Here is a 26,432-nt window from a genome sequence, read left to right on the forward strand (position 1 = left end):
TCGGGGTGTTGTTGGTAAAGGGTCGAGAAATCACATGGAATCACCACGTTGGAATATCATCACGTCATCCCAGTATGAATGGGAACGGCGTGCGCTTGATTTCATCCGGGAGGGTCTGCCTGATCATGACCCGTACCGGGCGTGGGCCAATTTCGAGTTCCATACAAACGATGGTGCGATCTACGAAGTCGATCTGCTGGTTCTGACCAAGCAGGGTTTTTTTCTGATCGAGATCAAAAGCTGGCCGGGGAGAGTTCGTGGTGATGCGGGAACTTGGACTCGTACGACCCCCGAAGGCCGAGTGATCTCCGAGGACAATCCGGTGTTGCTGACCAATCGGAAAGCTAAAGCACTCTCGTCACTGTTGAAATCTCAGTCGGCGACCAAGAAGATCAGAGTGCCGTGGCTGGATGCGATTGTCTTCCTGTCAGCGGACGATCTCCACTGTGATCTCACTGGCCCGGCAGCAAATCGTGTTTTTCTGAAAGATCGTAAAGCGTCTGAATCCCAGAAAGAACGCAAAGGTATTCTGTCAGCTTTGATGCGTCGTGAAGGACAAGGAATTGACCCGGAGCTTCGTAGCACCATCGATGCTAAGGTCGCTCGTACTTTGGCGAAGGCGATTGATGATTCAGGAATTCGGCCATCGCAAAAATCACGTCGAATCGGTGATTTCGTACTTGGTGAACTGATTGCCGATGGGCCGGGCTATCAGGATCGCATTGCTGAACATGTTACGGTAAAAAATGACTTCCGGCGAGTCCGTCTCTATACCGTAGCGGGAGCCGACACTGAAGAAGACCGACAGCGACGTAAACGAGCCGCCATCCGTGAGTACGAAATTATTCGGTCACTGAATCATCCGTATGTGCTTCCCGTGACGGATTACAAGGAACACGAACTCGGTCCCGCTCTGCTGTTCCGCTATGCTGATCCACACTCGATTCGCTTTGATCATTATCTCGCTACACAGTGTCACAAGTTAACGACATCGCAGCGGTTGAAGTTTCTGCGTGATATCGCCGATGTCGTGCGGTACGCCCACCGCAAGCGAGTCATCCACCGCTCGATGTCGCCATACAGCATCTTGGTGATGAAGGATGATGGCGCACGAACCGAGTCTGAAAAGCAGCTTCCGCCCGGCACCATGGCCGTTCGAGAATCGTCGGCCTTCGATGATCCCTCACAGCTTTACCTTCAGGTCTATAACTGGCAGGTCGGTGCGAGACTGCAAACAAGTGTCACACCTCAAGTGACTGAAGTTGAAGATCTGGTTGATTCGCAAGCCTTGGTCTATATGTCTCCCGAAGCGGTTGCCGATCCACGGCGAGTTTCCGAGGCGTCCGACATCTTCTCATTGGGAGCGATTGCATACCACCTATTCACCTTTCGCCCACCAGCGGGAAGTTTGAGCGAACTGACACACATCCTGCGTGACCGCAAAGGACTGAGCGTGTCATCGGTGATGGATGGTGCGGGGGCGAAGCTGGAGGAATTCATTCAGTGGAGCACACATCCCGATGCACTGACTCGTATCGGCAACGTCGAAGACTTCCTGTTGATGCTCGACGAAGTGGAAGACGAACTGACTGCGCCCGATCAGTCGGCCATTATTGCCCCGCTGTTGGCAAAACGTGGCGACCGGCTGGATCAGGATTTCATCGTCAAGAGTGTCTTGGGGCAAGGTGCCACAGCCCGAGCGTTGTTGGTCACGAAGGACGACGAAGAGTTTGTCCTGAAGGTGGCGTTGACCGAAGACGACAATCTACGGCTGCTGGCAGAAGGTGAAGCTCTGAAGAAGATTCAGAGCGAGTTCATTATCCAGATCTTCGACATCATTGAGATCGCAGGCAAAACAATCCTTGTGCTGCAAGTCGCAGGCGAGGAATCGCTGGCAAAGCATTTGCGGAAGTACGGTATTCCAACACTGGACTTGCTCTCACGTTATGGCAGCAACCTGTTGTCCGCTGTCGAATCTCTGGAACGTCACGGTGTCGTTCATCGAGACATCAAGCCAGACAACATCGGCATATTCAAGAACAACCGCAGCGAAAACCAGTTAATGCTGTACGATTTTTCGTTGACCAGCGCACCATTGGACAATCTGCGAATCGGGACAACAGGTTACACCGATCCGTTTCTGAAAACTCGCAAGTCGGGCAAATGGGACTTGGCGGCGGAACGATATTCGGCAGGCATCACGCTGTACGAAATGACGCTTGGGCATGATCTACTGCCGAAGTGGGGCGAGGAAGATGTTGCCAACCCGGCAGACACAAAAGACGAACTCGTCTTGGATGTTGAGAAGTTCAAACCGAGTGTTCGTGAAGGACTGACGAAGTTCTTCACCAAAGCTCTGGATCGAGATCCCGACAAGCGATTCGACAACGCCAAGGAGATGCGGTTTGCTTGGGAAAAGGTATTCATGGAGGCCGATGACCAAACTGTTATCACTTCCAACGGCGAAAAAGTCACGACCACAATTCTGCTGGATGAAGCGGAACTCGATACGCTGGTTGCCGCACTCGATCTGTCGGCTCGTGCTAGGGACGCTTTGGACAGTCTGGATATCACGACCGTCAAAGATCTTCTGCTGTGCTCAATTCATGAGATTCGGTTGATGCGTGGCGTCGGTGATCAGTACCGACGAGAGATCATGGGCTTCATTACGGAACTGCGAGAGAAGTTCCCCGATGTCACCGCCAAGAAGACATCTACGACCGAAGACGATCAGAACCCCAGCCTTGAAAGGTTGCACAATCGAGTCGTGGGAACTCGCAATGCGAAGAAAGAAACCGAGTGGAGAGTTCGTTCTGGCCTGCTGAACCTACTGGCCGATGATGACACTCCGGTCGATGCTTGGCCTAGCCAGTCGGATGTGGCTGACGCATTGAACGAGACTCGTGCCAAGGTCGGTCAGGCTTTGGCGGCGGATCAAAAGCGGTGGGGCAAGGATTCTTTCCTGACGGCATTTCGTCACGAATTGTTCGAGCAGATTCAGCGGTTGGGAGGCGTCGTCACCACGGGCGAGCTTGTGGATTTGACGATTCTGCTACGGCCTGCTGTCGAGACTATCGACACCATCAAACAACAACGACTGGCATCGGCGATTGCTCGTGCGGCGGTGGAGACTGAAGGCTCGTTGTCGGAACCTCGTTTTGAGATTCGACGATTGTCAGGCAAAACAGTGGTGGCCTGCACCGATGACTTGGCACTTTACTCTGAAAAGCTGGGTGAGGTTGCCGACCGAATTGCCAAAGCCGATCCATTACTACCTCGGTTGCGAGTGTTTCAAGAGTTATATGACGTAACGCAGCCACCACCTATTCCGGGTTGTCAGCCATTCAGCAACGAACGGCTGATCAAGCTGGCGGCGGCGATGAGCAGCCAAGCGGCGGTGTCTTCACGTCAGGAACTTTATCCTCACAACATGGAATCGCTGCGATCCCTCAAGCTGGGTATCGGGGCGCTCAGTGGCTTGGGGCTGGGAGAGAAGAACGAAGGCTTCACAATCTGGCAGGTTCACAATCGAGTCAGCAGTCGTTACCCGGAAGCGATGACGTTGCCGACTGATCCGAAAGAACTGGAGTTGATGCTTCGAAAAGTTGGCATTGATGTGCGATGGGAATCCGACTCTGAAGTATTCCGTCGCCGAGAAGCCAAGATTCTGGTCACGTCTGGTTCCTCGATTGGCAGTAGGCGAGACACAGCCACGTCCACTCGCCATGTCGATTCAACATCACCGGAAACGGTGGAAGCACGCCAAACAGAAGATCGGCTGCAACATGCCTATCGTGATGGCGGCTTCTTGGTATTGACGGTAAAGCCCAGTTACCTGCGCCCTTGTGAACACAATTTGGTGCATCGGTTTCCTGAACTGGAGCGTGTCTCGTTTGACGATCTGCTGTTCGAACAGTTGCGAGCCAAGTCCAAGGAATACGAATTCCCGTGGAGCGACTTGTACGAAGCCGATTCCGAAGGCACCAACACCGATGATTGGGCTAATCTGCTGCATTTGATGAGCGAAGTCGGTCCGAATATTGAGACTGAGTTAATGAATAGCGAGCGGCCTCTGCTGTTGGTTCATCCCGGCCTGATCGCTCGCTACCAGATGATGTCGGTGTTGCAAACGCTGCGAGACCGAGTGGGTCACGATGCCAAATGCCCCACGGTTTGGGTGTTGATCGCAACGGACAGCCAGAACGAGATGCCGTACTTAGATGGCGTGCAGATTCCGTTGATCAGCAAAGGTCAGCGAGCCGCCGTGTCGGAATACTGGATCGACAATCTACATCGAGGCCGCACCAAAGAAATAACCGCCGAGAAGACAACAGGAAGTGGTTCGTAAAAATGGTAAATATCAAGACGTTACTTCCTGAGTTAAAAAAGCTGGTCACGGGATTGTCCGAAGACCTGTTGGCTCGTAGTACGTCCAGTGCCGAAATTGATGCGGGTTTGCGGGAAGCCTACACGCAGATTGAAAAAGGTGGACGCACGGCAGATGTGTTTGAAGTCTGGCGGGAGGATTATCTCGATCAGGTTGCAGTGGCGTGGGTGCTGGGCTGCGTGTTCGTGCGGTTCATGGAAGACAATCATCTGATCGACGAGTGCTGGCTGGCCGGAGAAGGCGACCGCCGCAAACAGGCGGAGGACACGCACGAGCTTTACTTCCGTGAACATCCTCGTGAGTCAGATCGTGAATACTTCGAGTATGTCTTCCACGAAGTCGGCAAGATCCCAGCTTGCCATGATTTATTCGCTGAAGGGAAAACGCCATTGTGGGCGGTTGGGCCAAGCGGTGATGCGGCGATGAAGTTGCTTGCTTTTTGGCGAGAGATCGACACCGATAGCGGCCATCTAAAACGAACTTTCGGTGTTGAGGCTGGTGACACTCGCTTCTTGGGTGACTTGTACCAAGATCTATCCGAGCGTGCCCGAAAGAAGTACGCCCTGCTTCAAACGCCAGTCTTCGTGGAAGAGTTTATTCTGGATCGCACTCTGAGTCCGGCCATTGATGAGTTCGGTCTCGATGAAGTTCGAATGATTGATCCAACTTGTGGTTCGGGTCACTTTTTACTAGGTGGGTTTTTCCGTTTGTTCGACTTGTGGAACAAACGGGAAGACAACGACATCGTGGCGGCACAGAAAGCCTTCGACGGTGTATGGGGCGTGGATATTAACCCGTTCGCCGTGGCAATTGCCCGCTTTCGATTGATTGTCGCAGCACTTCGAGCATGCGCCATCAACAGCTTGAAAAAAGCCCCCGCATGGAACATTCACTTGGCGACGGGGGACAGCCTGTTGTTCGGGAGTCGATGGGACCGAGACGGAAAGAAGAAAGGAGAGCAGCAGTTCTTTGCCACAGATGAAGAAAGTTGGGCACCAGAGATTTACGCTTGCGAGGACAAGAATGCGATCTCCGAAATACTTGGTCAGCAGTATCACGCCGTCGTGGGAAATCCTCCTTACATCATTGTTCGAGATCGGAGTCTTAACGAGGCATATCGAGCCCGATATTCTTCATGTCATCAAAAGTATTCACTTTCTGTACCATTCGCTGAGCGTTTCTTTGACCTAGCAATTCATGCCAGCAATGGTCGTTCGGGATTTGTTGGGCAAATTACGGCGAATTCGTTCATGAAGCGAGAGTTTGGCAAGAAGCTTGTAGAGGAGTTCTTTCGGCTGGTGGAACTTACGCACGTTGTTGATGCTTCTGGAGCCTATATACCGGGGCACGGAACGCCGACTGTGCTTTTGTTTGGTCGCAACAGGAACCCCAAGACCGAATCGGTACGAGCAGTTCTGGGCATCAATGGTGAGCCCCATGCACCTAGCGATCCCGCCCAAGGCCTTGTGTGGCAGTCGATTCTGAAAAATATAGATGTATGCAATGCCGAGGACGCCTACATATCCACGGCTGACGTCCCTCGCACAATCTTTACCAAGCACCCTTGGAGCATCAGTGGTGGTGGTGTCAGCGTTCTGATGGACTCTCTAAACGCCAAGGCCGCAAAGGTTCTTACGGACGTCGCATCTAGCATCGGAATTACATGTTTCACCTTGGAAGATGATGTTTTTATTATCCCGGAATCTGTAGTTCGCCGCAGCACAATTGAATCGTCGCTTACACGACAGATGATTGTTGGAGACTGCATACGGGACTGGAGTGAAGCCGACTCCGACCCAACACTGTTCCCTTACGATTTAGAATTCGCAGCCGTCAAGGAAGACTATTCAACAGGGATTTTCCGTTTTCTTTGGCCCTATCGCACCAATCTTTCGAACAGCAAGATGTTCGGCGGAATGACGAAAGTTGAATCTGGGCTGAATTGGTTCGAGTTTGGCAGGCTTACGCATTCGAAACTGAAATCTCCCTTATCAATAGTGTTCGCTTTCGTTGCTACTCACAATCATTTCGTGCTTGATCGAGGGGGCCATGTGTTCAACAGATCGGCACCTATTATCAAAATGCTGGACGGCACCACCGAGGATGATCATCTCAGATTGTTGGGTGCTCTAAATACTTCGGTCGCCTGTTTTTGGATGAAGCAGGTCTTTCATAACAAGGGAGACTCAACTGACCAGCACGGGGCCCGAACGACGGGCGTGCCTGAATTCAATACCTACGAATTCACCGCTACAGGGCTTCACAAGTTTCCGATACCTGAAGGCACGGGTGTTGAGCCAGCAAGAACTCTTGATGTACTCGCAAGAGAATACCTTGCCAACTTGCCCGCACGGGGCATAGCAATGGAGGTACCTAGTCAGGAATTGCTGATTCGATTGAAGGAGCATGCGAAGTCGATACGGTGTCGAATGATTGCATTGCAGGAGGAACTCGATTGGCAGGCATATCGTCTCTACGGACTGATCAATGAAGAGGTCTGTTACGGAGGCGATGATCTTCCGCCGATAGAATGTGGAGAACGAGCCTTCGAAATTGTTCTTGGTGGAATGATTGCGAGGGGTGAGTCCAATAGCACTTGGTTTGCACGGCACGGTCGATCACCGATTGTTGAAATTCCGGCACATTGGCCGGAAGACTACAAGTCGATAGTTAGACGCCGCATTCATCTCATCGAAACTAAGAAAGAGATCGGCCTTCTTGAAGATGGGATGTACAAACGACGTTGGGCTCTTGAGAATTGGACGGCGCAGCAGCAAGATGCGCTCCGCAATTGGATGCTCGAACGTCTTGAAGGACGACATTACTGGCCGGACCTGCAAATGCAAGAATCCCGGCTGCAATCGATTGCCAAATTAGCAGATAAGGCGAGCGTCGATCAGGACTTTATGCAAGTCGCTGTCACCTACAGAGGGCGGGAAGACTTCGACTTGGCTGAACTAGTCGCCGAATTGGTCGAGTCTGAGTCAGTCCCATTTCTATCATCCCTCCGATACAAGCCTGCTGGGCTTCGCAAGCGAGAAGTCTGGGAGAAGACGTGGGAACTCCAACGCAAGGAAGATGCTGGTGAAGATGTAGGCGATATCAAGGTGCCGCCCAAGTATACAACCGCTGACTTTCAAAAGTCTGATTATTGGCGGTTACGAGGCAAGCTGGACGTTTCAAAAGAGCGCTGGATCAGCTTCCCCCACTGCGAAACCGAGAGCGATCCATCTTTGGTTGTCGGCTGGGCAGGCTGGAACCATCTACAACAAGGAACTGCTATCGTTGTGTACTATGACGCCCGCAAGAACGAAGGCTGGTCAGCGGAACGCCTGACTCCACTGCTCGCCGGTCTCGATGAACTGCTGCCATGGATTCACCAATGGCATCCCGAGATTGACCCCGAATACAACGAGACGGCAGGGGCCTCGTTTCAGACATTGCTGGAATCCGAAGCTCAAGAACTCGGACTCACGCTGGAGCAGATCCGCAACTGGATACCGCCAGCCAAGAAGAAAGCCACAAAGAAGAAGACTGCCAAAAAAACACGCAAGAAAGCCAAAAGTGCTGAAGCGACAGAAGGCGAATGATCGCCGCTGAATTTGCCAAAGCCGAAAGCGAACACTGACAACCGAAAACAGAAGACTTACTAACTATGTCCAAACTTATTAGTGAATTACTCGATCTCCCGGAACGAGTTCGCAAGGGCGATTTCGTCCTGAACCTGTCCAAAGGAGTCAATGAGCCCCAAAAGACACTCGAACGCTATGTCGTCACGCTTCAGCTTGTCGAATGTTTCTATGACTGTCTGAGTCTTATTAAGACTGCCGTTGAGGCTAACAACAGCAAGGCCGCTTACCTCCACGGTAGCTTCGGTTCTGGTAAGTCGCACTTCATGGCAGTGCTGCATCTGATCCTGCAACACAATTCCGATGTTCGTAACGTCAAGGAATTGCAGTCGGTCTGTGAAACGCACAAGTGGGTGGAGAAAAAGAAATTCTTGCTGGTGCCCTATCACATGATCAACGCCAAAGACATGGAGACCGCCATCTTTGGTGGCTATGTCGATCATGTGGCCGAACTTCATCCTGACGCACCGTTGCCGGGTGTATTCTTGGCCGACGAAATCTTTGACAACGCTCGGCAACACCGCAGCAGTCTCGGCGACGAAAAGTTCTTTGCGGAACTGAACAAGGGCAAGACAGGCGGCGATTCAAGTGGCGGTGGTGGAAAGCCCCGTTTCGGTAAAATGAAACACGCCAAATTGTCTTCAGACGGTTGGGATGCTACCAGTTTTGAAGAAGCACTGGAAGCGGAACCCGGAAGTAAGGAACGGTCACTGCTGGTCGGTGACTTGGTGAAGAACATCTTCCCGGCATTCCGTGGTATCGCCCACGCCAAAGAGGAAGCTTACGTCGAACTAGATGAAGGATTGGGTATCCTGAGCGCCCACGCTCAATCGCTCGGTTATGACGGTTTGATTCTGTTTCTTGACGAGTTGATCCTGTGGCTGGCCACCAACAGCGGTAACCTCGACTTCGTTCAGCGTGAAGCGAACAAGTTGGTCAAGCTGGTCGAATCCAAGAAGTCTGAACGACCCATTCCCATCATCAGCTACGTTGCTCGTCAGCGTGACTTGCGTGATCTGATCGGTGATACCGTTAGCGGTATCGAGCAAGTGAACCTGTCCGACATCCTGTCGCACATGGAAGAACGCTTCGATATGATCACGCTGGAGGATCGTAACTTGCCGTTGATCGCTCAAAGGCGTGTCTTGAAAACCAAGAACGATGCCTGTAAAGCAGAATTGTCAGATGGTTACGAACAGGCGATCAAACTCCAACCAGAAGTGATGGAGATCCTATTGGCTCGTGACGGAAACAAGGAACTTTTCAAGCAGGTTTATCCATTCAGCCCTGCTCTGATCAAATCCCTGATCGCCATTTCCAGTGCTCTTCAGCGTGAGCGTACCGCCCTGAAGATCATGTTGGAAATGCTTGTAAAACGGCGAGAAACGCTTTTCGTCGGTGACATCGTTCCACTGGGCGACCTGTGGGATGTGGTGGCCGATGGCGACGACACGTTTTCCGATGTGCTGCGTGTCCGTTTTGCTCACGCCAAGAAACTCTACACGAACAAGTTGCTGCCAATGCTGGAAGAACAGCACTCGGTGGATTTGGAAGTGGATCGAGAGAAGGCGAAGACAGATTCCGAAGTGGCTCGCAAGTTTGAAGCCTTCGAGAACGACAATCGACTGATCAAAAGCCTGATGTTGGCCGCATTGGTCGAAGGTGAAGAAACACTCAAGGACATGACCTGCGCCAAACTGGCGGCGTTGAATCATGGCAATGTGAAATCACGCTTCTCCGGGCGTGAATACCAGACGGTCAAGAACAAGTTTACGGACTGGTCGGGACTGCACGGCGAGATCCGATTGTCGGGTGATGCCACCAACCCAACCGTCACGCTGCAATTGGTCGGTGTTGATACCGACTTGATAATCAGGGCGGCTCGTGCTTACGACCGACCGGGCGAACGGCAACTCAAAGTCAAACGCATGTTGCTCAAGTCGTTTGGAATGCCCGAACAGGACGATATGTTCTTTGCCCACAAGTTTAATTGGCGAGGCACCCACCGTATTTGCGACGTGCTGTTCGAGAACGTCCGACGCACGACCGACGAGGCTCTGCGATCTAGCGGCGACGATTGGGAACTCATAATCGACTTCCCCTTCGATAGCGAAGGAAAGAGTCCGCAGGAAGACATCGACCGCATAGAGAAGTTCAAGGAAAAGGGGGAGTCGCATAAGACGATAATCTGGCTTCCCGAGTTCTTCTCAACAAAGACGCAAACAGAACTCGGTCAGTTGGTGATCATTGACCACTTGCTACGAGGAAACAACCTCGATCAACACGCCTCGGATTTGTCATCACAGGACCGTGAGACAGCCCGCACAATCCTTGAAAGCCGTCAGAGTGCCTTGGCCTCAAAGCTGCAATCCATCGTGGAAGCCGCCTATGGCATTCGCAGTGTGCCACACCCCGGATCGCTGGATGATTCTTACAACATCGCCGACTCGCAATTCACCTCGTTGTTTTCATCGTTGTCTTTGCAAAGGCCGGTCGGTTCAACGCTGGGCGAGGCCATGGAACATTTGCTGGATCAGGCCCTTAAGCATCAGTACCCCAAGCATCCGAAGTTTCGCCAAGAGATCAAAGTCAATAAAGACCTGAAGGATGTGCTGCAAGTTTGTCAGGAAGCGGCCCATACACAGGATGGACGAATCTTTGTCGAAGACAACCGCATCCGCAAAGCCCTCAAGAACATCTGCGATCCACTCGAACTCGGTTCGATGGGGGAAACGCACTTTGTTCTGGAAGGCTTCTGGAAGACGCTATTCAACAAAGCGCTGTCTGTATCCGAGAAAGATAATCCCGATGTTGCTGATATGAAGTCATGGATGGGCGACGACCGTGGATTGCCAAGGGAAATTGAAAACCTGCTGATCATGGTCTACGCCGAGCAGACCAACCGGGCCTTCGTGCGTTTTGGTGGCAACTTCATTCCTAAACTGGATGACCTGCCCGGCGAGTTGGAGTTGCGTCAGGAAGTGCTTCCGACAGAGGAAGAATGGCAGGAAACCAAGAAACGTATTGCGGATCTTTTTGGTGATGATCTATCTCGTCTGTTGAATGCTTCCAACTTGGCAGGCTTGGGCGAGAAGTTTTCTGACGACGGCGGTTACATCGCCAAATTCAAAGCTGACTGTGATGCACTGCCGAATCGACTGCAATTGATCCTACAAAAACTGGGTGTGAGTGAAGACGAGGCGAACCAGTGTGACCGAGTGAAGACGGCCAAGGCGGCTCGTGCTTTCTTCGATGCCGTGGAGGGTCAGGAACCGACACCGATGGTCATAGCCATCGCCAAAGCTCGAATCGAAACTAGCGGCAAGGCATTGGGTCGCAGCATCAAGTCGGCGGCAACTGTGTTGGCCAGCCTGCTGGAACCAAACCGTTGGGAATTGTTTGAAGCAGTGGCCGAAATCAACGACCGTCGCAAGACCGACGCAACCTTGTTGATCGATGATCTGCGTGACAGCCTGATGATGGACGAGTTCGCTCTGGCTGGTGGTCTTCCGGCAAAACTGTCGGACGCTGAAGGCCGATCAGTCAAGTTGTTGCGGCCACCGAAAGTTATTCCGACGCCTGATGATGACGAGGAAGAAATCGAGCTACCTCCTGTTAAACCGGGATGGAAGCGACTCGATTCAGGGTCAACCGAACGCATGTCGGGAAGTGATCTTTCGACCCTGACTGAGAAATTGGCTGCCAAGCTGGGAGACAATCCCAAGCGGCGTATCACGATTCAATGGACGGTGGAGGAGCAGTCAGAATGACCGTTGGCGTCCTCAACTCTCAACAACTGCGATCCATCGTCGAAGAGCTTTGGCTGGAAGATGCCGATGCGTCTGCGTTCGGCCTGCATGTCTCGTCTTCCGTCAAAGGCCCACCCGAGGTTGAGTTCGAGTTTGGTATTGCGCATGTCCTGCGAGCAGACAATGTGTTTCAGATTCGGGAAGCGTTGCTTGAGGCCGAGGAGAAACAAGATCGCATCATCTTGCTGACCAAACTTCAGCAAGGCGATTTGGGACAAGATGTTGTGGCACGTCTGGCTCGCAGTCGACTGTTCCCATTCAATCATGTTGCCAGTTTGTGCTCGTTGTTCAAAGCAAAGGAACTCGACCGTTCTATTTGCGATCCCGGTATTGCTCACGCACTACTGGAATACTCGCCTCGTGATGGCTACCCACCAGTGTCGGCAGGTGTTTTGGATGCCGGAACGGTCTGGAGTGCATTATGTCGCCATGTCTTCGAAATGGGAGACAGTGAACCTGATTTGGTGACACTGCTGTTGTGGGCGACAACCGACAATGGACCCAAGCGATACATCGAAGCCACCAATGAACTCAGGGGTAGCTTGCATCACCGGTTGCATTCGAGACTCGGTGATGCAGCAGATACAATCCTGCGAATTGTTGACAGTGAAGCTGGTAAAGATGCCCTTGCATTGGCTGTGACATGTCAGGTAATTTTTGGCAGCGGTGACGAACCTGTTCTGGATGCAGCGGCGGCTCGACTGGAGCAGTATCATCAGAACAAAACGATCCCCAAAGCCATTGGTCGAATGCTGGGCGAATTGGCCAATGACGCCATCGCCGACTTAGATCACCGAGATGATCCAAGGATTGCCCAGAGCCATCTGGAACGTGCCGACGCCTTGTTGAAGCAGTTTCAATGCGAAGAACACTCACATCGCAACGGGCTGTCTCGAATCGGCTACGAGCAGCGACTCATCCATTTCGGTCAGCACATAAAGCGTGTGATTGCCAAAGTCAATGAAGAAGCGATTGCAGAATGCGAATGGCAGCAAACGTGCGTGGCCGATCATCGCATTGGGAGACAGCGGCGATACGCCGATCAGGTTTCACGAACGGAGATGACAGTTCGCCTGATTCGCTGGCTCAACCAACCTTTGCCCGAGGCGACTTCCTTTGCGGATCAGTCGAACGCCTATGTCAAAGAACTGGCGTTCGCCGATTGGGCACGGGAAGCAATCTGCCGAGGTGAAGACATTCCCGAAGTGTCGGATGCTTACATCGCTCTGGATGCGGCAGTCTCGAAACGGCAGCGTGGTTTTGCAGAGCAATTTGCCAAGGGTTTGGCGGACTGGTCTTCGGTTGGATCAACCAGCATCGGTGTAATTGGTGTCGAACATGTATTGGAAGAGGTTGTTGCCAAAGTCGTGGCCCAAAAGAACCGTGTGCTGATGATCGTGCTGGACGGCATGAGTTGGGCAGTTTGTCACGAGTTACTGGAAGACATCCGGCAGGATCACTGGTTCGAGGCCACCTTTGACGAGGACTCGGCCATTCCCCATCCGGTCATCGCCACGGTGCCCAGCGAGACGAGGTATTCACGGACGAGCCTGCTATCGGGCGAATTGACCGATGGTGATCAGGCGAAGGAACGACGCAACTTCAAAGAGAATCCAGCCCTCGTCGATTGTTCTGATCGTCGTAAGCCTCCGGTGTTGTTCCACAAGAAGGACATCACTGAAGGCAGTCGAGGGGCGGTTTCCGAAGAGGTCAGCAAGGCACTTCTCGATGTGAAACAGAATGTTGTCGGGGTTGTGATCAACGCTATTGATGATCGATTGGCGAACGCCCAACAGATTCGTGACAACTGGTCGATCAGCCGCATCAATCCGTTAGGAGCGTTGCTACGGTTGGCCAGAGACTCAGGCCGAGTTGTTGTCTTGGCCAGTGATCATGGTCACGTTTGGCATCGAACCGACTCACATTTCGATCCATCCACCGAGGGCAGTCGTTGGCGTCAGAACGATAGCGACTGCAAAGACGGAGAGCTTGTTGTTTCGGGCAAGCGTGTCATTCCGGCTGATAGCATCATCGTCCCATGGACGGAAACGATTCACTACAAAAGGAAACAGCACGGGTATCACAGCGGAGCGACTCCACAGGAAATGGTTTGTCCACTGGTCCTGCTCACCGACAGAAGCAGCGACTATTCCAATATGAAACGGTGCGTCTACCCGTTTCCTGACTGGTGGTCTCCAGCACCGGTGGCATCGCCAGTGGAACCAGAGCCCGTCGTTCATGTGACTGTGCCTTCTGGACATCCAACACTATTTGATAACTTGGAGCCGGATGAGTCACCAGAGAAGGATGCGGTAAAAACTACCCCAGTTAAAGTGCTGCCAGTCAGTGCAGACTGGATTGATAGACTGCTGGCGTCTGAGGCATACAAAGATCAGAAATCCAAGATCAAGCGACACCCACCACAGGATTCAGTTATCCGTCAGGTTCTTGAAACACTGAATGCGGCGGGAGGTTTCCTGACGCCCGGTGCGTTCATCAAAGAAACTAGTATGCCAGCGGCAAGACTTGATCAGGTGATTGCGAACATCCGGCGAGTTCTGAACGTGGATGGATACGAAATTCTCGTGATTGATCGCACGGAAAACAAAGTGGAATTGAATATCACCAAATTAAAACGACAGTTTGACGTTGAGTAATTATGGAAGTTAGCCCCGAAAAACGACGAGAGATCATATCCGCTCTGAGAAAAGGTACTGTTCCACAGCGTGGACTGGACTTTCTGGCAGTTGGCCTAAGTCCATTTGAGGAGACGATTAAGTCTGAACTCAACGACGTGGCTGAAGGTGGGGCAATCTTCAAAGCGGTGCGTGGTGAGTATGGTTGCGGCAAAACATTTTTTGGGCGTTGGGTTCAGGAACAAGCAAAGCTGAACGGTTTCGCCACCGCCGAAGTGCAAATCAGTGAAACAGAAACGCCGTTGCACAAACTGGAAACTGTGTATCGCCGAGCAATGGAACAACTTTCGACGGCGGATTGTTTTTTGGGAGCATTCCGCTCGGTCATTGATGGTTGGTTCTACGGGCTTGAAGAAGACGTTCTGGCCGAAGGCACAATTGATCCCAACGATATTGAAACGCTGGCGAAAAAGTCCGACGAGTTGCTTGAACAACGTCTTGTTGAAATCACACGAGCGACTCCTCAGTTTTCCGCCGCACTACGCTCCTATCGAGCCGCTCAGCGTGCCAATGATCACGCCACGGCGGAAGGACTGGCTGGCTGGTTGGCAGGACAACCGCACATCTCTGCTTCGGTCAAACGAACGGCGGGAATCAAAGGTGACGTGGATCACTTCGCAGCGCTCAGCTTCCTTCGTGGATTATTGCTGATCCTCAAGGACTCCGGGTATTCTGGTTTAGTGTTAGTGCTGGATGAAATCGAGACGATTCAACGTGTTCGATCTGACGTTCGTGAAAAAGGATTGAATGCGCTCAGGCAATTGCTTGATGACGTGGATGGCGGTCGATTCCCGAATCTCTATCTGGCAATCACAGGCACTCCTGCTTTCTATGATGGTCCTCAGGGAATTCAGCGACTTGAACCGTTAGCACAACGACTACATGTGGATTTTCAGACGGATGCCCGATTCGATAACCCTCGGGCTGTGCAATTGCGACTGACCACATTTGACAACCAGAAGTTGATTGAGGTTGGAACCAAAGTCCGAGATTTGTATGCTACAGATTGTTCCGCACCGGATCGAATTCGACGCTTGGCCAATAACGAGTATATTGAAACACTGGCCCGCTATATGACAGGAAAACTCGGAGGCAAAGTTGGTATTGCCCCACGATTGTTTCTCAAAAAATTAGTGTCGGATATACTGGATCGCATTGATCAACATGACGAATTTGATCCCCGTGTGAATTATGAGCTAACCGTCTCCACTAGTGAAATGACCAGCATTGAGCGAGAGGCTCAGGCCAAGACAGTTGATGACATCGAGTTGGATTTGTGAACGCCTTTGACCGCCTACATTCCGCACTTCAACATCACATCGTAAATTCGCTTGGCTGGCGAGACCTGCGAGAAGTACAGTCGTTGTCCATTGATGCGTATCTTGACGGCAACAACATGGTCGTGCTGGCTCCAACCGCTGGCGGAAAAACGGAGTCTGCGTTCTTTCCTGTAATGTCTCAGATGTTGGATGAGTCTTGGCAAGGTATTTCGGTTCTGTACGTCAGCCCGATCAAGGCGCTGCTTAATAATCAAGAACAGCGTCTTCACAAGTACATGCAGTTGGTCGGACGGCGAGCCGCTTTGTGGCACGGTGACACTCCCCAAGGCGAGCGAAAGCGAATACTGGCCGAGCCACCGGATCTGTTGCTGACCACACCGGAATCTCTGGAGGTCATGCTGGTTTCATCCAAGATTGATCACCACCGTTTTTTCAGCAACGTGAGGGTCGTCGTCATCGACGAACTCCATGCGTTTGCCGGTGATGATCGTGGTTGGCACTTGTTGTCGGTGTTCTCCCGCATTGGTCAGATTGCCAAGCGAGATATCCAGCGGATAGGGTTGTCGGCCACTGTTGGAAATCCTCAAGAGATGCTGGAGTGGCTCTCGTCTGGTTCCGAACGACCTCAAGAAGTGGTCTGGCCAAAAGGCAGTGACTCAAAGACGCCGGATGTGCAACTCGACTATGTGGGATCGCTGGCAAACGCCGCCAAGGTTATCAGCTTGCTACATCAAGGTGAGAAGAGATTGGTGTTCTGCGACAGTCGATCACGAGTTGAACAGTTGGCGGTTTCGTTGCGGCAGTATGGCATCGACACATTTGTCTCACATAGTTCGCTTGGAATTGATGAGCGTCGGCAGGCCGAAGAAGCATTTTCCCAGCGTCACAACTGCGTCATTGTGGCAACGAGTTCGCTGGAGCTTGGTCTCGATGTCGGTGATCTCGACAGAGTGATTCAGATTGATGCGCCCGGCAGTGTTTCCTCGTTCCTGCAACGGATGGGACGCACGGGTCGCCGTGCCGACATGAACCGCAACTGCCTTTTTCTGGCAACCAGCGATGAGGGGCTATTGCGTGCTGCCGCTCTCATCGAATTGTGGCAGAGAGATTATGTTGAGCCGGTCCAAGCTCCGCCATGCCCATACCACATTCTTGCCCAGCAATTGATGGCCTTGATTCTTCAGGAACGAGGAATTGGAAGCTCGCAATGGCTTCAGTGGGTGGAGAGTGTGCCCGGTTTTGCAGAGATGAAGCCTGAACAAGTAGCCGAGCTTGTCGAGTTCATGATCGCCAAGGGAATTCTGTGGAGCGACAACGGCATCTTGGCGTTTGCCCCTGAAGGTGAAGCGACTTTCGGTCGGCGGAACTTCATGGACATTCTGTCGGTCTTCACTTCGCCCCCGTTGTTCAAGGTAATATCCGGTCAGAAGGAACTCGGCAACGTCCACGAATCGACGTTCTACCGCAAAGAAGAGGGCCCGGCGGTCTTGGTGCTGGCGGGACGAAGCTGGAAGACAAAACACTTGGATTGGAAACGAAGACTCGCACACGTGGAGCCAACCGAAGAAAAAGGGAGATCACGTTGGCTGGGTGAAGGCCAGATGCTCAGTCATGCCATTTGCCAAAGCATCCGCCGCATCCTTGCCTCGGAAGAGAACGATCCAGCGTGGTCACAACGAACAATTCAGCAATTTGATGATCTGCGGGATGAACATCCATGGGTTTCAGACGGCTCGACCAGTCTTATACTTCAGCCTAATGGTGAGATTCGCTGGTGGACGTTTGCCGGTGGCATCGCCAATACGCTGCTGGCTGACACGCTTAAATCTAACTGCGACGTGAAGGGCGACAATCTCAGCTTGAGTTTCCCGACAGCTTCATCGCTGGAAACTGTGTCCGAATTCATCAATGGATTGCAATTGGAGAACGTACGACTGATCCCGAACAACGACGCAATGGAGAACTTGAAATTCTCTGAATGTCTGTCGCCTGAGATTGCTTCTGAGGTGTTCACATCACGGTTTAGCGATCGGGCGGGAGTGGTACAAGCACTTCAGGAACAAAGACGAGTGGTCGTTCACACAGGATAAGAATGATGGTACAGACATGAGCAAGCAGAAAACCGAATTCTTTCGACTACCCGTCGTCTCCGCAGGAGCCGAGTATCTCGTCATGGGCTACCTCATGCGGCGAAACATCCTGACGTACAAGGCCCCCCCGAACAATGAGGGATACGACTTGATCTGCATTCACCCCAACCCACGTCATCAGCCAAAGAAGGGTGAATTGGCACAAGTTCGAGTGCAAGTGAAGAGTCGCTACGCCACCGATTGCGACCGTGGATTTCCGGTGAAAGAAGCGAGCCTTGACGCCTTCGATTTTCTTGTCGTGGCCTTCCTCAATATCGGCAAGTTCTTTAACAAGAACGACGGATCATCTGGAGATCAGGAAACGGAGTTCTTCACGCTTCCAAACGAATTCATTCGGGAACATCACGACGCATCATCGACGTGGCAGAAGGTTAAGTTGCGCACACTTCAGCAAGAAATTGTTCCATTCAAGAATGAGGCTGGATTCGAATTGATTGCCGAGAAGTTGGGGATTCCACGGCCTCGGAAAGTGAAAGCACAAAAGGTGTCATCGTGATTCACCAAACAGGGATAGCATCTGCAATTGGATGGGTTGATTTTTCGTCAGAGCATCGTGAGAAGGTCAAGTCAGTCATCGACTTGCTCTCCACTCCCGGTGTGGTTGATGAGCTTGGAATTGGCGTCATCCGTGATTCTTTCTCGGACTCGCTCTTTCCGGGCATCTCCACGATCCAAACGAGGGCGAAATATTTTCTGACGGTGCCTCGAATCTTTCGTGATTACGAAAAGCTTTCGGCCAGCAAACGCCGTGGCAAGAAACTGGCCACCTACCTCAACGACCATGAGAACCTTTGCATGGAAGCCATGGTTGCCAATCATGAAGATGATCCACAAGGTGGGATCATCGGGGAGTCCTTTGCTGAAAAACAGGGTGAGGTTCAGCGCAAGCCGTCTTCCGTTTATTGGACTGGGATTCGGCAGTTCGGTTTGATTCGCACGCCACTATCTCTTCAGGCATTTTGTCGGAGATTTGCCAATCCCGACCAGCCCCTTCAGGACTTGGTTCAAGGATCTGACAAAACAAAGGGTGATGACCCTGATGCGGCGGGACAGGAAAACACAACGATCAACGGCCCCGCTTACATGGATGGCTGGATCGAGTCGCTGACAGTTGATCTGTCAAAAGAGGAAGCTTACTTTCTCTCAAACCAGATGCAGGCTCGTGTCCCCATGAGCTTGCTGGGACAAATCCTTCTTGACTCCGAGGTGCAAACGCAGTTTCTCTCTCTGCCGAGCGAATGGAACTTCACCACATTTGCTGATGAAGCTCCGTTTCTTGGCCAGTTACCGGAGAGCCTTCGGAAGATCATTGCTGGTGCAAGAGACTTCTGGCAACTGATGTATGGTGCCCACGTCCGCTACAACTGCCTCCTGCAAATGCAACACGGCACAAGTGCAGTGAGGGGCGAATTCGAAGCCGAATGGGATGAATGGCTGGAGGATTTGCAGTCATTTCCATGGGCACGCTGGGATACAGGATTACTTTGGAAGTTGACCAAGATTCATCGTCGCAGAGTTCGAGACAACACGGTTCATTTTGTTGAGTCATGGATTGAGGGACTTCGCAGCGGGGATGACACTAAGTCACTTGATGAGTTGGTAACTCGGCAGGAACGGTTCAATAAAAAGGGCCGTGCTCGTCTGAATCCAACCGCCGAAGAGAGCATCAGCGAGTGGGTAGGCATCGCCGATCTGAATTACCGGCTGAACGTGGCCCGAACGATCATCAGTGACATCCACGTCGCTATTGCTCAATCGGAGGGCGACGATGCTTGACGTGAAGAAGCACCGACTTGATTACGGTACAATGTTGATTCCACCATCGGGCTATCGGTTGGCAAAAGCTGTGGCTGCGACGTACTCGCTGGATTTGAATACGCTGCTTTCGATTCCGGTTGCTCTTTTCTTTTCGCAAACACTCGAAGGAAACTTCGAGACCGAGCGAGTTCAATTACTGGAAGCCATCCAGCGATGTCCTGATGTACTGCGTGTTTATCACCAATCAGGCAAGATGCACGTCCCACAAAAACACAATCGTTTGTACGGCCTTCTGGAGCCATGTGTCGTCGGCATTCTTCCAGAAAACGCATACACGTCGTTTCATCCGAAAGTTTGGGTGCTCCGATATGAGCATGACGATGAACCGACAAAATACCGAGTCATCGTCCTGAGCCGAAACCTGACCTACGACCGAAGCTGGGATATCGCTGCTCATCTTGACGGCGAAGTCACAGATGAGAAGAAGAAGAAAACACAGCCTCTAGCGTCATTCGTAAAGTACATGACTTCGTTTGAGCGATTTGATGGTGACAGAAAGTTCATTGCAGACTTGCGGAAGGTCAAATTTGAAACCCCTGCTGGTTTCAACAGCAATTTCTTTTTTCATCCAATCGGGTTCGACGAATTTCGCAATCCTCTTAAGGAGCAAACGGGAAACCGAGCGATTTGTATCAGCCCATTCGTTCATGACGACGCAGTGAAAATGTTGCGGCGAAATGTAACAGACGAGTTAATGCTGTTTGGTTGCCGGGAAGAACTTCGAAAGCTCAATACGGAGACTCTTGACGACATTCGAGCATTCTGCATCTCCGACCTCATCGTAGACGGAGAAAGTCAAGATAAAGGAGAGGATGGCGAAGGCGAACAGGCTGAGCAAAATCTCCATGCAAAACTCTTCGTGTTTCAAGGAGAGTCGAGTCGGAACTCGTGGTTTCTTGGTTCGGTTAATGCGACCAAAGCAGCGTTGGAGCGAAACGTCGAATTCCTGTTGGAACTGAGAGGTAGCGGGGCAGCAGCGCAACTTGATCGACTGAAAGATGAATTGTTGGGCGAAGATGAAAAAGGTGGCATCTTTCAGGAATATGCACATCCGTCAGAACCTATTGGCGATTCTGGCGAAAGGAAACTTGAAGAAAAGCTCCGAGTGCTTGAGTTCAATCTTCTGAAGCACTTGGCGATCAAACAAGCAGAAGTAACTCCGTCTGAGAATGAAGCCAACTACGACCTGCATCTGGTACTTGGTCCCGGTCGTCGAAAATGGGAAGGCTTGACGGTCAAGGTTTCGCCCTTCAATTCGGACGGAAACGAGCCCCAAGAGTTGCTGGCCGGACGACAGACAAGGCTGACGTTCCTGAACATTAACGAAAGCAATCTCAGTAGATTTCTGCGATTTGAAATATGGGAAGGTGCGGAGCGGCTGCGAGCCTTCTTGATGAAGGTGGAGATCGAAGGTCTCCCTGAGAGCCGAATCAGTCGCATTTTGCGGAGCATTATCAATAGTCGAGATCGCTTCTTCGAATATCTTCGTTTTCTACTAGAGGATGACTTGAACAAGGAATCGGTCGGAACCGAACCAGACGACGACCGAAGTGATCCCAAGGGCGATGATGTAAGCATCTGGGACATGTCTACTCCAATCTTCGAACAATTGTTGCTTGCTGCATCACGTTCGCCTCGCCGTCTCAAGTCCATCGACGATGTGATTCAGCAACTTCGCAAGGAGGAAGGTGAGGATTCGACGAGCAACGTCATTCCACACGAGTTCTTGGACTTTTGGGAAGCATTCAAAGAAATCGTTCCTCAACAAAGGCGGAGGAAACGACAGTGAAGCCGCCTCAGTTGGATGAACATGTCACTCGCAGCCTCGACTTGCTGAAGGACTTTCAGCGAGCCACCGTGGACGTAGTTTACGATAGCCTTTTCCATCACGGTCAACGGCGAATGCTTGTCGCTGATGAAGTTGGGCTAGGAAAGACCATTGTGGCCAAAGGCGTAATTGCCCGGCGAATCATGGAGCGGCCAGACTTGGAAAGGAAAAAACCGCTCAAGGTGACATATATTTGCTCGAATCAAGTCATCGCCCATGAGAATGTCGGAAAGCTGGATGTCTACCCCGATCAGAGATCACATGATCGCTTTGCAAGTCGATTGACCTTCTTGGCATTTGAGCCCGAAGGGGGCGATGAAGGAGTGCTTCGACTCAACACGCTGACGCCAGCAACTTCCTTCAACAAGGGTAGCAGCACTGGCCAACAAGGTGAACGTCGGATCTTGTTCTCGCTTCTCATGCAGGACGAGCAGCTAAGAAGCTACGGAAAACCTGTTTCCGCCATGTTGCGGGCTGGTGTTCAAAAGGCAGCGAGCGAGTGGTTCGCAAAACTTAAGTCCGAGATTGACAAGCCATGCGGATTTGAACTTCGACCTTGCTGCCACGAACGATTCCTGAAAGCAATACGAAAAAAGAAACTAAAATATTCCGACTGCCCGTTATTCCATCACCTCGGAATTTTCAGATCGATTTCACTCTACGATGCCGTGTTCGAATTCAGCAAACTGCTGACGCTGAAGAACCTTGGAAAATACCGTGACGGTTCAGACCACCTCGTTCGAGAATTGAAGGACATCTTGTCGGAAGTGTGCGTTGATTACATCGATGCCGACATTTACATTCTCGACGAGTTTCAACGCTTCAAAGAACTTGTAAGTCGTGAAAGTGATTCTGAAGCAGCCGACATCGCACGACGCATCTTTGGGAAAGCTGACGCTCGCATCTTGTTGTTGTCGGCAACTCCGTTCAAAGCGTATACCGGCGACTCTCCTTGGGAAAGTGACGAAGAACACTACAAGGGATTCCGAACCATTCTCGGTTTTCTATTTGACGGTGACAACGATGCGTTGTTGAGCTACGAAGAACACCGTCAGGCCCTTTTCAAGCAATTGCTGGAACTTCACTCAGAGTCCGGCGATATCGACACTTCACACCGTGACGCTGTGCAGCAAGTTCTGAGACGAGTGATGTGCCGCACTGAACGGCTCAGCGTGTCAGACGATTTCAATGCCATGACTAAGGATAAATGGCAATCGCAACCTCTGCATGTTTCAGCAGGGGACGTACAGAACTTTGTCGCTACGGATAATGTTGTGCGATATCTCAACGAAACTGACACGCAGTCCAAGCATCAACTTCATGCGCCTGTCGAATTCTGCAAATCGGCACCGTATCCACTTTCGTTTCTCGACGACTACAAACTGAAACAACAACTCCGAGCAAGAAAACAAGAATCGGGTGTTCGGAAAGAGCTTCGAGCAAATCGGAATGCTTGGATCAACCACAGACAGGTGAATCAGTACAAGCTGGAGTTTGAGGGAAACGGATCAGCAGCCGTCAACGCCAAGTTGAATCAAGTCTTGCAGGAAGTCCTCGAACTTAACGGGGATAAACTACTCTGGGTGCCACCGAGTTTGCCGTGTTATCCGTTGGCAGGTGCGCATAAGGAATCCATGGGGTTCTCAAAGACGCTCATATTTTCCGCTTGGCTAATGGTCCCTCGAATGCTGTCTTCGCTGATTTCTTACGAGGTGGAACGCCGCACTATTGGCAATAAAGACTCGATGGATGCTCAGGAGCAGAATGACCGGAAATACTTTCATGCGAAGAACGAGAAACGGCACCCAATTCCGCAATTAGTCTTCTCTCAAAAGAAATCGGAAGGCGGAGAGACGGCGAACAACATGTCGAACCTTGCTCTTCTGTATCCCTCGCACACATTGACCGATGTATTCGATCCTATCGAGTCTTTCGCAAACCACCGTTCGCTGGCAGAAATTCGCACGCAGGTCGCTACCAAAATCAACCAGTTGATCGAGGATGCCGAACTCCATCGTTTCAGCAGTCCATCGGGTGAATCGGACAGGTGGTACTGGGCAGCACCACTGCTATTGGACCGACGAACGCCGTCACTCCGCAGTGATGTCGAGGACTGGCTGAATGTTGTCCTTGAATCCGATGATTCTTCGTTCTTCAAGACAAAGAAGGGTGACAAGAAAGAGAAAGATGAAAACAGTTCGAAGGCCAAACACTTCGAAGAACTTGTGCATTGTTTTGAAAATCCATTCGATGCAGGCCTTGGTTCTATTCCCGCTGATCTTGGTGAGATTCTTGCAGACATGGCAATCGGCAGTCCGGCAGTGACCGCCCTGCGAAGTGTGTCGAAACAGTTTCAACCCAACTTTTATGACCGAACACTCTTCGCTTTCGATATCGCCGCAGAATTCCTGAGCCTCTTCAACAAACCCGAGTCGATTGCAGCAGTCCGGTTAACCACTGAGAGATCATCGTATTGGAGACGTGTGCTTCGTTACTGCGTCGATGGATGCCTTCAGTCCGTGTTGGATGAATTCTTCCATGTGCTGAAGTCGGACTGTCCGTCGATTTGGGAGTTGTACTACCGGCTTGTTGACTCAATGAATCTTGGCACTTCTTCAATCAAAGTTGATGGGCTGAACAGCTTTCTTAAAGAGAAGCGTCGAAACCTGCGCTGTCACTACGCTGTCGATTTGGGTAATCAGCGGGTCGAAACAGAAGACGGTAAGAAACGTATCAAGGGCATCCGCCACAATTTCAACTCCCCTTTCCGTCCATTCGTTTTGGCGACAACTTCGATTGGTCAGGAAGGACTCGATTTCCACACGTATTGTCGAAAGATCGTTCACTGGAACTTACCTACAAATCCAATCGATCTCGAACAGCGGGAGGGCCGCATCAATCGTTTCAAAGGGCTTGTGATCCGCCAGCAGATTGCCAGCAAATACGGCAGTCGGTTGAATAAGGGAATGGTGGACGAGCACGGTGTTTGGGATGCCTTGTTTTCGGTTGCGGACCGGGAAGAACGACTGGGTACTGGGAAGTGTGAGTTAATTCCATTCTGGCACGTGGAAGCCGACAACTTCCAGATTGAGAGAATCATTCCCTTCTATCCATTCAGCCAAGATCGGGCACGACTGTCCTCGTTGTTAAAGACTCTTGCACTCTACCGGCTCGCCTTTGGCCAGCCTCGCCAAGCAGAACTTGTTGAGCACTTACTCACCAATATTTCCGAAGCAAGAATCAAGGAGATTCGTGACAAACTGATGATCGATCTGAGTCCGATTGGTTACATCAAACGTGAAATTTATACCTTGGAGCCAATTGAAGGGGACAATGATCTTGCCTGATTCTCTTGTCCAACCACTCTTCGACGGTCTAATCGACATCTATCGGCTACCGGCGAACTATTCGCCAAGTTTCAAACAAGCTTGTACTCAGACCCCCGAGATGCCGCATTTAAGGCGTTGTGGGCGAAATGACACGAAAACTGCTATCTCATTACAAGGCAGTTACTTGAGCGTGTTTGCCGCCCTCAAGTTCTGCCCAGATACTGCCGATAAAACATATGTCCCATTTGACTTTTCTTTCAAATGGGACATAATTGCATCGTCAGGAAGCAAATACAAAGAGAGTACCTGACTAATGCCATATGTTCTTTTGCTGCTACAAGCTCTGAAACAAGCCGGATGGAAGGTCAAGATTCACGATTCTGAGCGGCTCGAACCGCCACATGTCACCATATACCAGAAGAGGCGAAAGTGGCGGCTAGCTCTCCGTGATGGGACGTTTTTGGACAAAGGTGACAAATGGAGCCAAATTGACGATGCAGTAAAAGATACCATACAAGACAAAGATAACTGGAAACTACTAAAGACGGAGTGGAACAATATTCATGGCGATAATCCGGTCGAGATCGAAGAATAGAACAACTAAGAAGAAGCCAACTGCCATCAACTCGGCGCAGATGCTTAGGTACGTCGTGCTTGACACCGAAAATCAGTTGCTCGATCAACTTGGAAGGAATTATGCCGTCGTTTGTGATACGAGAGAATCTGTACTTAAAGCATTGGAACGAACCGATGCCAATTCGCTTTGGATCTCTCGTCGATCTGAAAAGACCGTGGAACTAGCAAAGACTCTGGTTGAGTTGATCTCAGAGAGTGGAGCACAACGTCGTTCGAGCTTTGGAAACCTCCTGACGCTCGAATCCGCTAAAGTTGATGTTCGTCCTATATTAGAAAGATTGTTCGGTCACGTTGTCGGTGTCTCTCGACAGTTTAGGAGATTGCCCTTGGAGGAACTTACAGAAGTTCTTAGTGCTACACCCGAAGAACGACGTGATGTGTTCATCGGCGGTGTTCTCAACTCTGAATTCAAGACGCTCGTATTAGTTCGGGGCAATCTGGAACAAATCATCGTCCCACTCTCGATGTTTCGTCCATCAGGTAGGGCTACGCCCGACTTCACTAAGTTTGAGCTAGGCGACTACGGACACACATTGCAATTCGGCGACTATGAGGCCACGACAGACATTGTTCTATGGGAAGTTGACTCCGACTATCGTAAGAGGGCAAAAGCCAGAGAACGAAATCTTGCCAAGGGCTTTGGGCCATCGTTGCGGCGATTACGCAAGCAACGAGGCTTGTCTCAATTTGATTTTCCAAACGTATCTCGGAGGACGATCTCTCGAATTGAAAAGGGAGACGTTGATAAACCGCACGAAATTACGTTGAACCGTATTGCAAAAGCACTTGGCGTTCCCGCCGAAGAAATTGAATCTTACTGAGTGTGTGTGGACTTCTCGGAGCAGGAGAGCAGAAAGTAAAAGGGGCGCA

Annotated in this window: 12 protein-coding genes; all 12 read left to right on the forward strand. The window is 51.2% G+C overall.

Features of this window, described 5'->3' with window-relative positions:
* Window positions 1–34: 34 nt before the first annotated feature.
* The 12 genes from pglW to V144x_RS03495 all read left to right on the forward strand — a co-directional run bounded on the left by pglW (window position 35) and on the right by V144x_RS03495 (window position 26,383).
* Window positions 35–4,348 (forward strand): BREX system serine/threonine kinase PglW, encoded by a 4,314-nt coding sequence (pglW, locus tag V144x_RS03440; protein ID WP_144981411.1) that lies wholly within the window; start codon window positions 35–37, stop codon window positions 4,346–4,348.
* Between the two features lie 2 nt (window positions 4,349–4,350).
* Entirely contained in the window at window positions 4,351–7,977 is a 3,627-nt protein-coding gene (gene pglX, locus V144x_RS03445; protein WP_144981414.1) for a BREX-2 system adenine-specific DNA-methyltransferase PglX, read from the forward strand.
* A gap of 65 nt (window positions 7,978–8,042) precedes the next feature.
* Window positions 8,043–11,786 (forward strand): hypothetical protein, encoded by a 3,744-nt coding sequence (locus V144x_RS03450; protein WP_144981417.1) that lies wholly within the window; start codon window positions 8,043–8,045, stop codon window positions 11,784–11,786.
* Complete coding sequence (pglZ, locus tag V144x_RS03455) at window positions 11,783–14,482, forward strand: BREX-2 system phosphatase PglZ (protein ID WP_144981420.1); 2,700 nt, start codon at window positions 11,783–11,785, stop codon at window positions 14,480–14,482. The genes V144x_RS03450 and pglZ overlap by 4 nt, the downstream gene beginning before the upstream one ends.
* Before the next feature lie 2 nt (window positions 14,483–14,484).
* Entirely contained in the window at window positions 14,485–15,801 is a 1,317-nt protein-coding gene (gene brxD / locus V144x_RS03460; protein ID WP_144981423.1) for a BREX system ATP-binding protein BrxD, read from the forward strand.
* A complete protein-coding gene (locus V144x_RS03465) occupies window positions 15,798–17,891 on the forward strand; it encodes a DEAD/DEAH box helicase (protein WP_144981426.1) in 2,094 nt (697 codons plus the stop codon). Before brxD ends, V144x_RS03465 begins: the two co-directional genes overlap by 4 nt.
* Before the next feature lie 16 nt (window positions 17,892–17,907).
* On the forward strand, window positions 17,908–18,447 hold the full coding sequence (locus V144x_RS03470; protein WP_197998735.1) for a hypothetical protein: 540 nt from the start codon (window positions 17,908–17,910) through the stop codon (window positions 18,445–18,447).
* A complete protein-coding gene (locus tag V144x_RS03475) occupies window positions 18,444–19,727 on the forward strand; it encodes a DUF6361 family protein (RefSeq protein WP_144981429.1) in 1,284 nt (427 codons plus the stop codon). The genes V144x_RS03470 and V144x_RS03475 overlap by 4 nt, the downstream gene beginning before the upstream one ends.
* Window positions 19,720–21,558, forward strand: a complete 1,839-nt coding sequence (locus V144x_RS03480; protein ID WP_144981432.1) for a phospholipase D family protein — start codon at window positions 19,720–19,722, stop codon at window positions 21,556–21,558. Before V144x_RS03475 ends, V144x_RS03480 begins: the two co-directional genes overlap by 8 nt.
* Window positions 21,555–24,944, forward strand: a complete 3,390-nt coding sequence (locus tag V144x_RS03485) for a DEAD/DEAH box helicase (protein WP_144981435.1) — start codon at window positions 21,555–21,557, stop codon at window positions 24,942–24,944. Before V144x_RS03480 ends, V144x_RS03485 begins: the two co-directional genes overlap by 4 nt.
* A gap of 295 nt (window positions 24,945–25,239) precedes the next feature.
* Window positions 25,240–25,521, forward strand: coding sequence for a hypothetical protein (locus V144x_RS03490; protein WP_144981437.1), 282 nt, complete (start codon window positions 25,240–25,242; stop codon window positions 25,519–25,521).
* Window positions 25,522–25,576: 55 nt separating this feature from the next.
* On the forward strand, window positions 25,577–26,383 hold the full coding sequence (locus tag V144x_RS03495; RefSeq protein WP_197998736.1) for a helix-turn-helix transcriptional regulator: 807 nt from the start codon (window positions 25,577–25,579) through the stop codon (window positions 26,381–26,383).
* The last annotated feature ends 49 nt before the right edge of the window (window positions 26,384–26,432 follow it).

Origin of the sequence: Gimesia aquarii (genome assembly GCF_007748195.1) — a bacterium.
GTDB lineage: Bacteria > Planctomycetota > Planctomycetia > Planctomycetales > Planctomycetaceae > Gimesia > Gimesia aquarii.

Bases quoted from the DNA above. Each gene is read 5' to 3' on its own strand.
- pglW (WP_144981411.1), top strand. From the start codon at position 35: ATGGAATCACCACGTTGGAATATCATCACGTCATCCCAGTATGAATGG.
- pglX (WP_144981414.1), top strand. From the start codon at position 4,351: ATGGTAAATATCAAGACGTTACTTCCTGAGTTAAAAAAGCTGGTCACG.
- V144x_RS03470 (WP_197998735.1), top strand. From the start codon at position 17,908: ATGAGCAAGCAGAAAACCGAATTCTTTCGACTACCCGTCGTCTCCGCA.
- V144x_RS03480 (WP_144981432.1), top strand. From the start codon at position 19,720: ATGCTTGACGTGAAGAAGCACCGACTTGATTACGGTACAATGTTGATT.
- brxD (WP_144981423.1), top strand. From the start codon at position 14,485: ATGGAAGTTAGCCCCGAAAAACGACGAGAGATCATATCCGCTCTGAGA.
- pglZ (WP_144981420.1), top strand. From the start codon at position 11,783: ATGACCGTTGGCGTCCTCAACTCTCAACAACTGCGATCCATCGTCGAA.
- V144x_RS03450 (WP_144981417.1), top strand. From the start codon at position 8,043: ATGTCCAAACTTATTAGTGAATTACTCGATCTCCCGGAACGAGTTCGC.
- V144x_RS03490 (WP_144981437.1), top strand. From the start codon at position 25,240: ATGCCATATGTTCTTTTGCTGCTACAAGCTCTGAAACAAGCCGGATGG.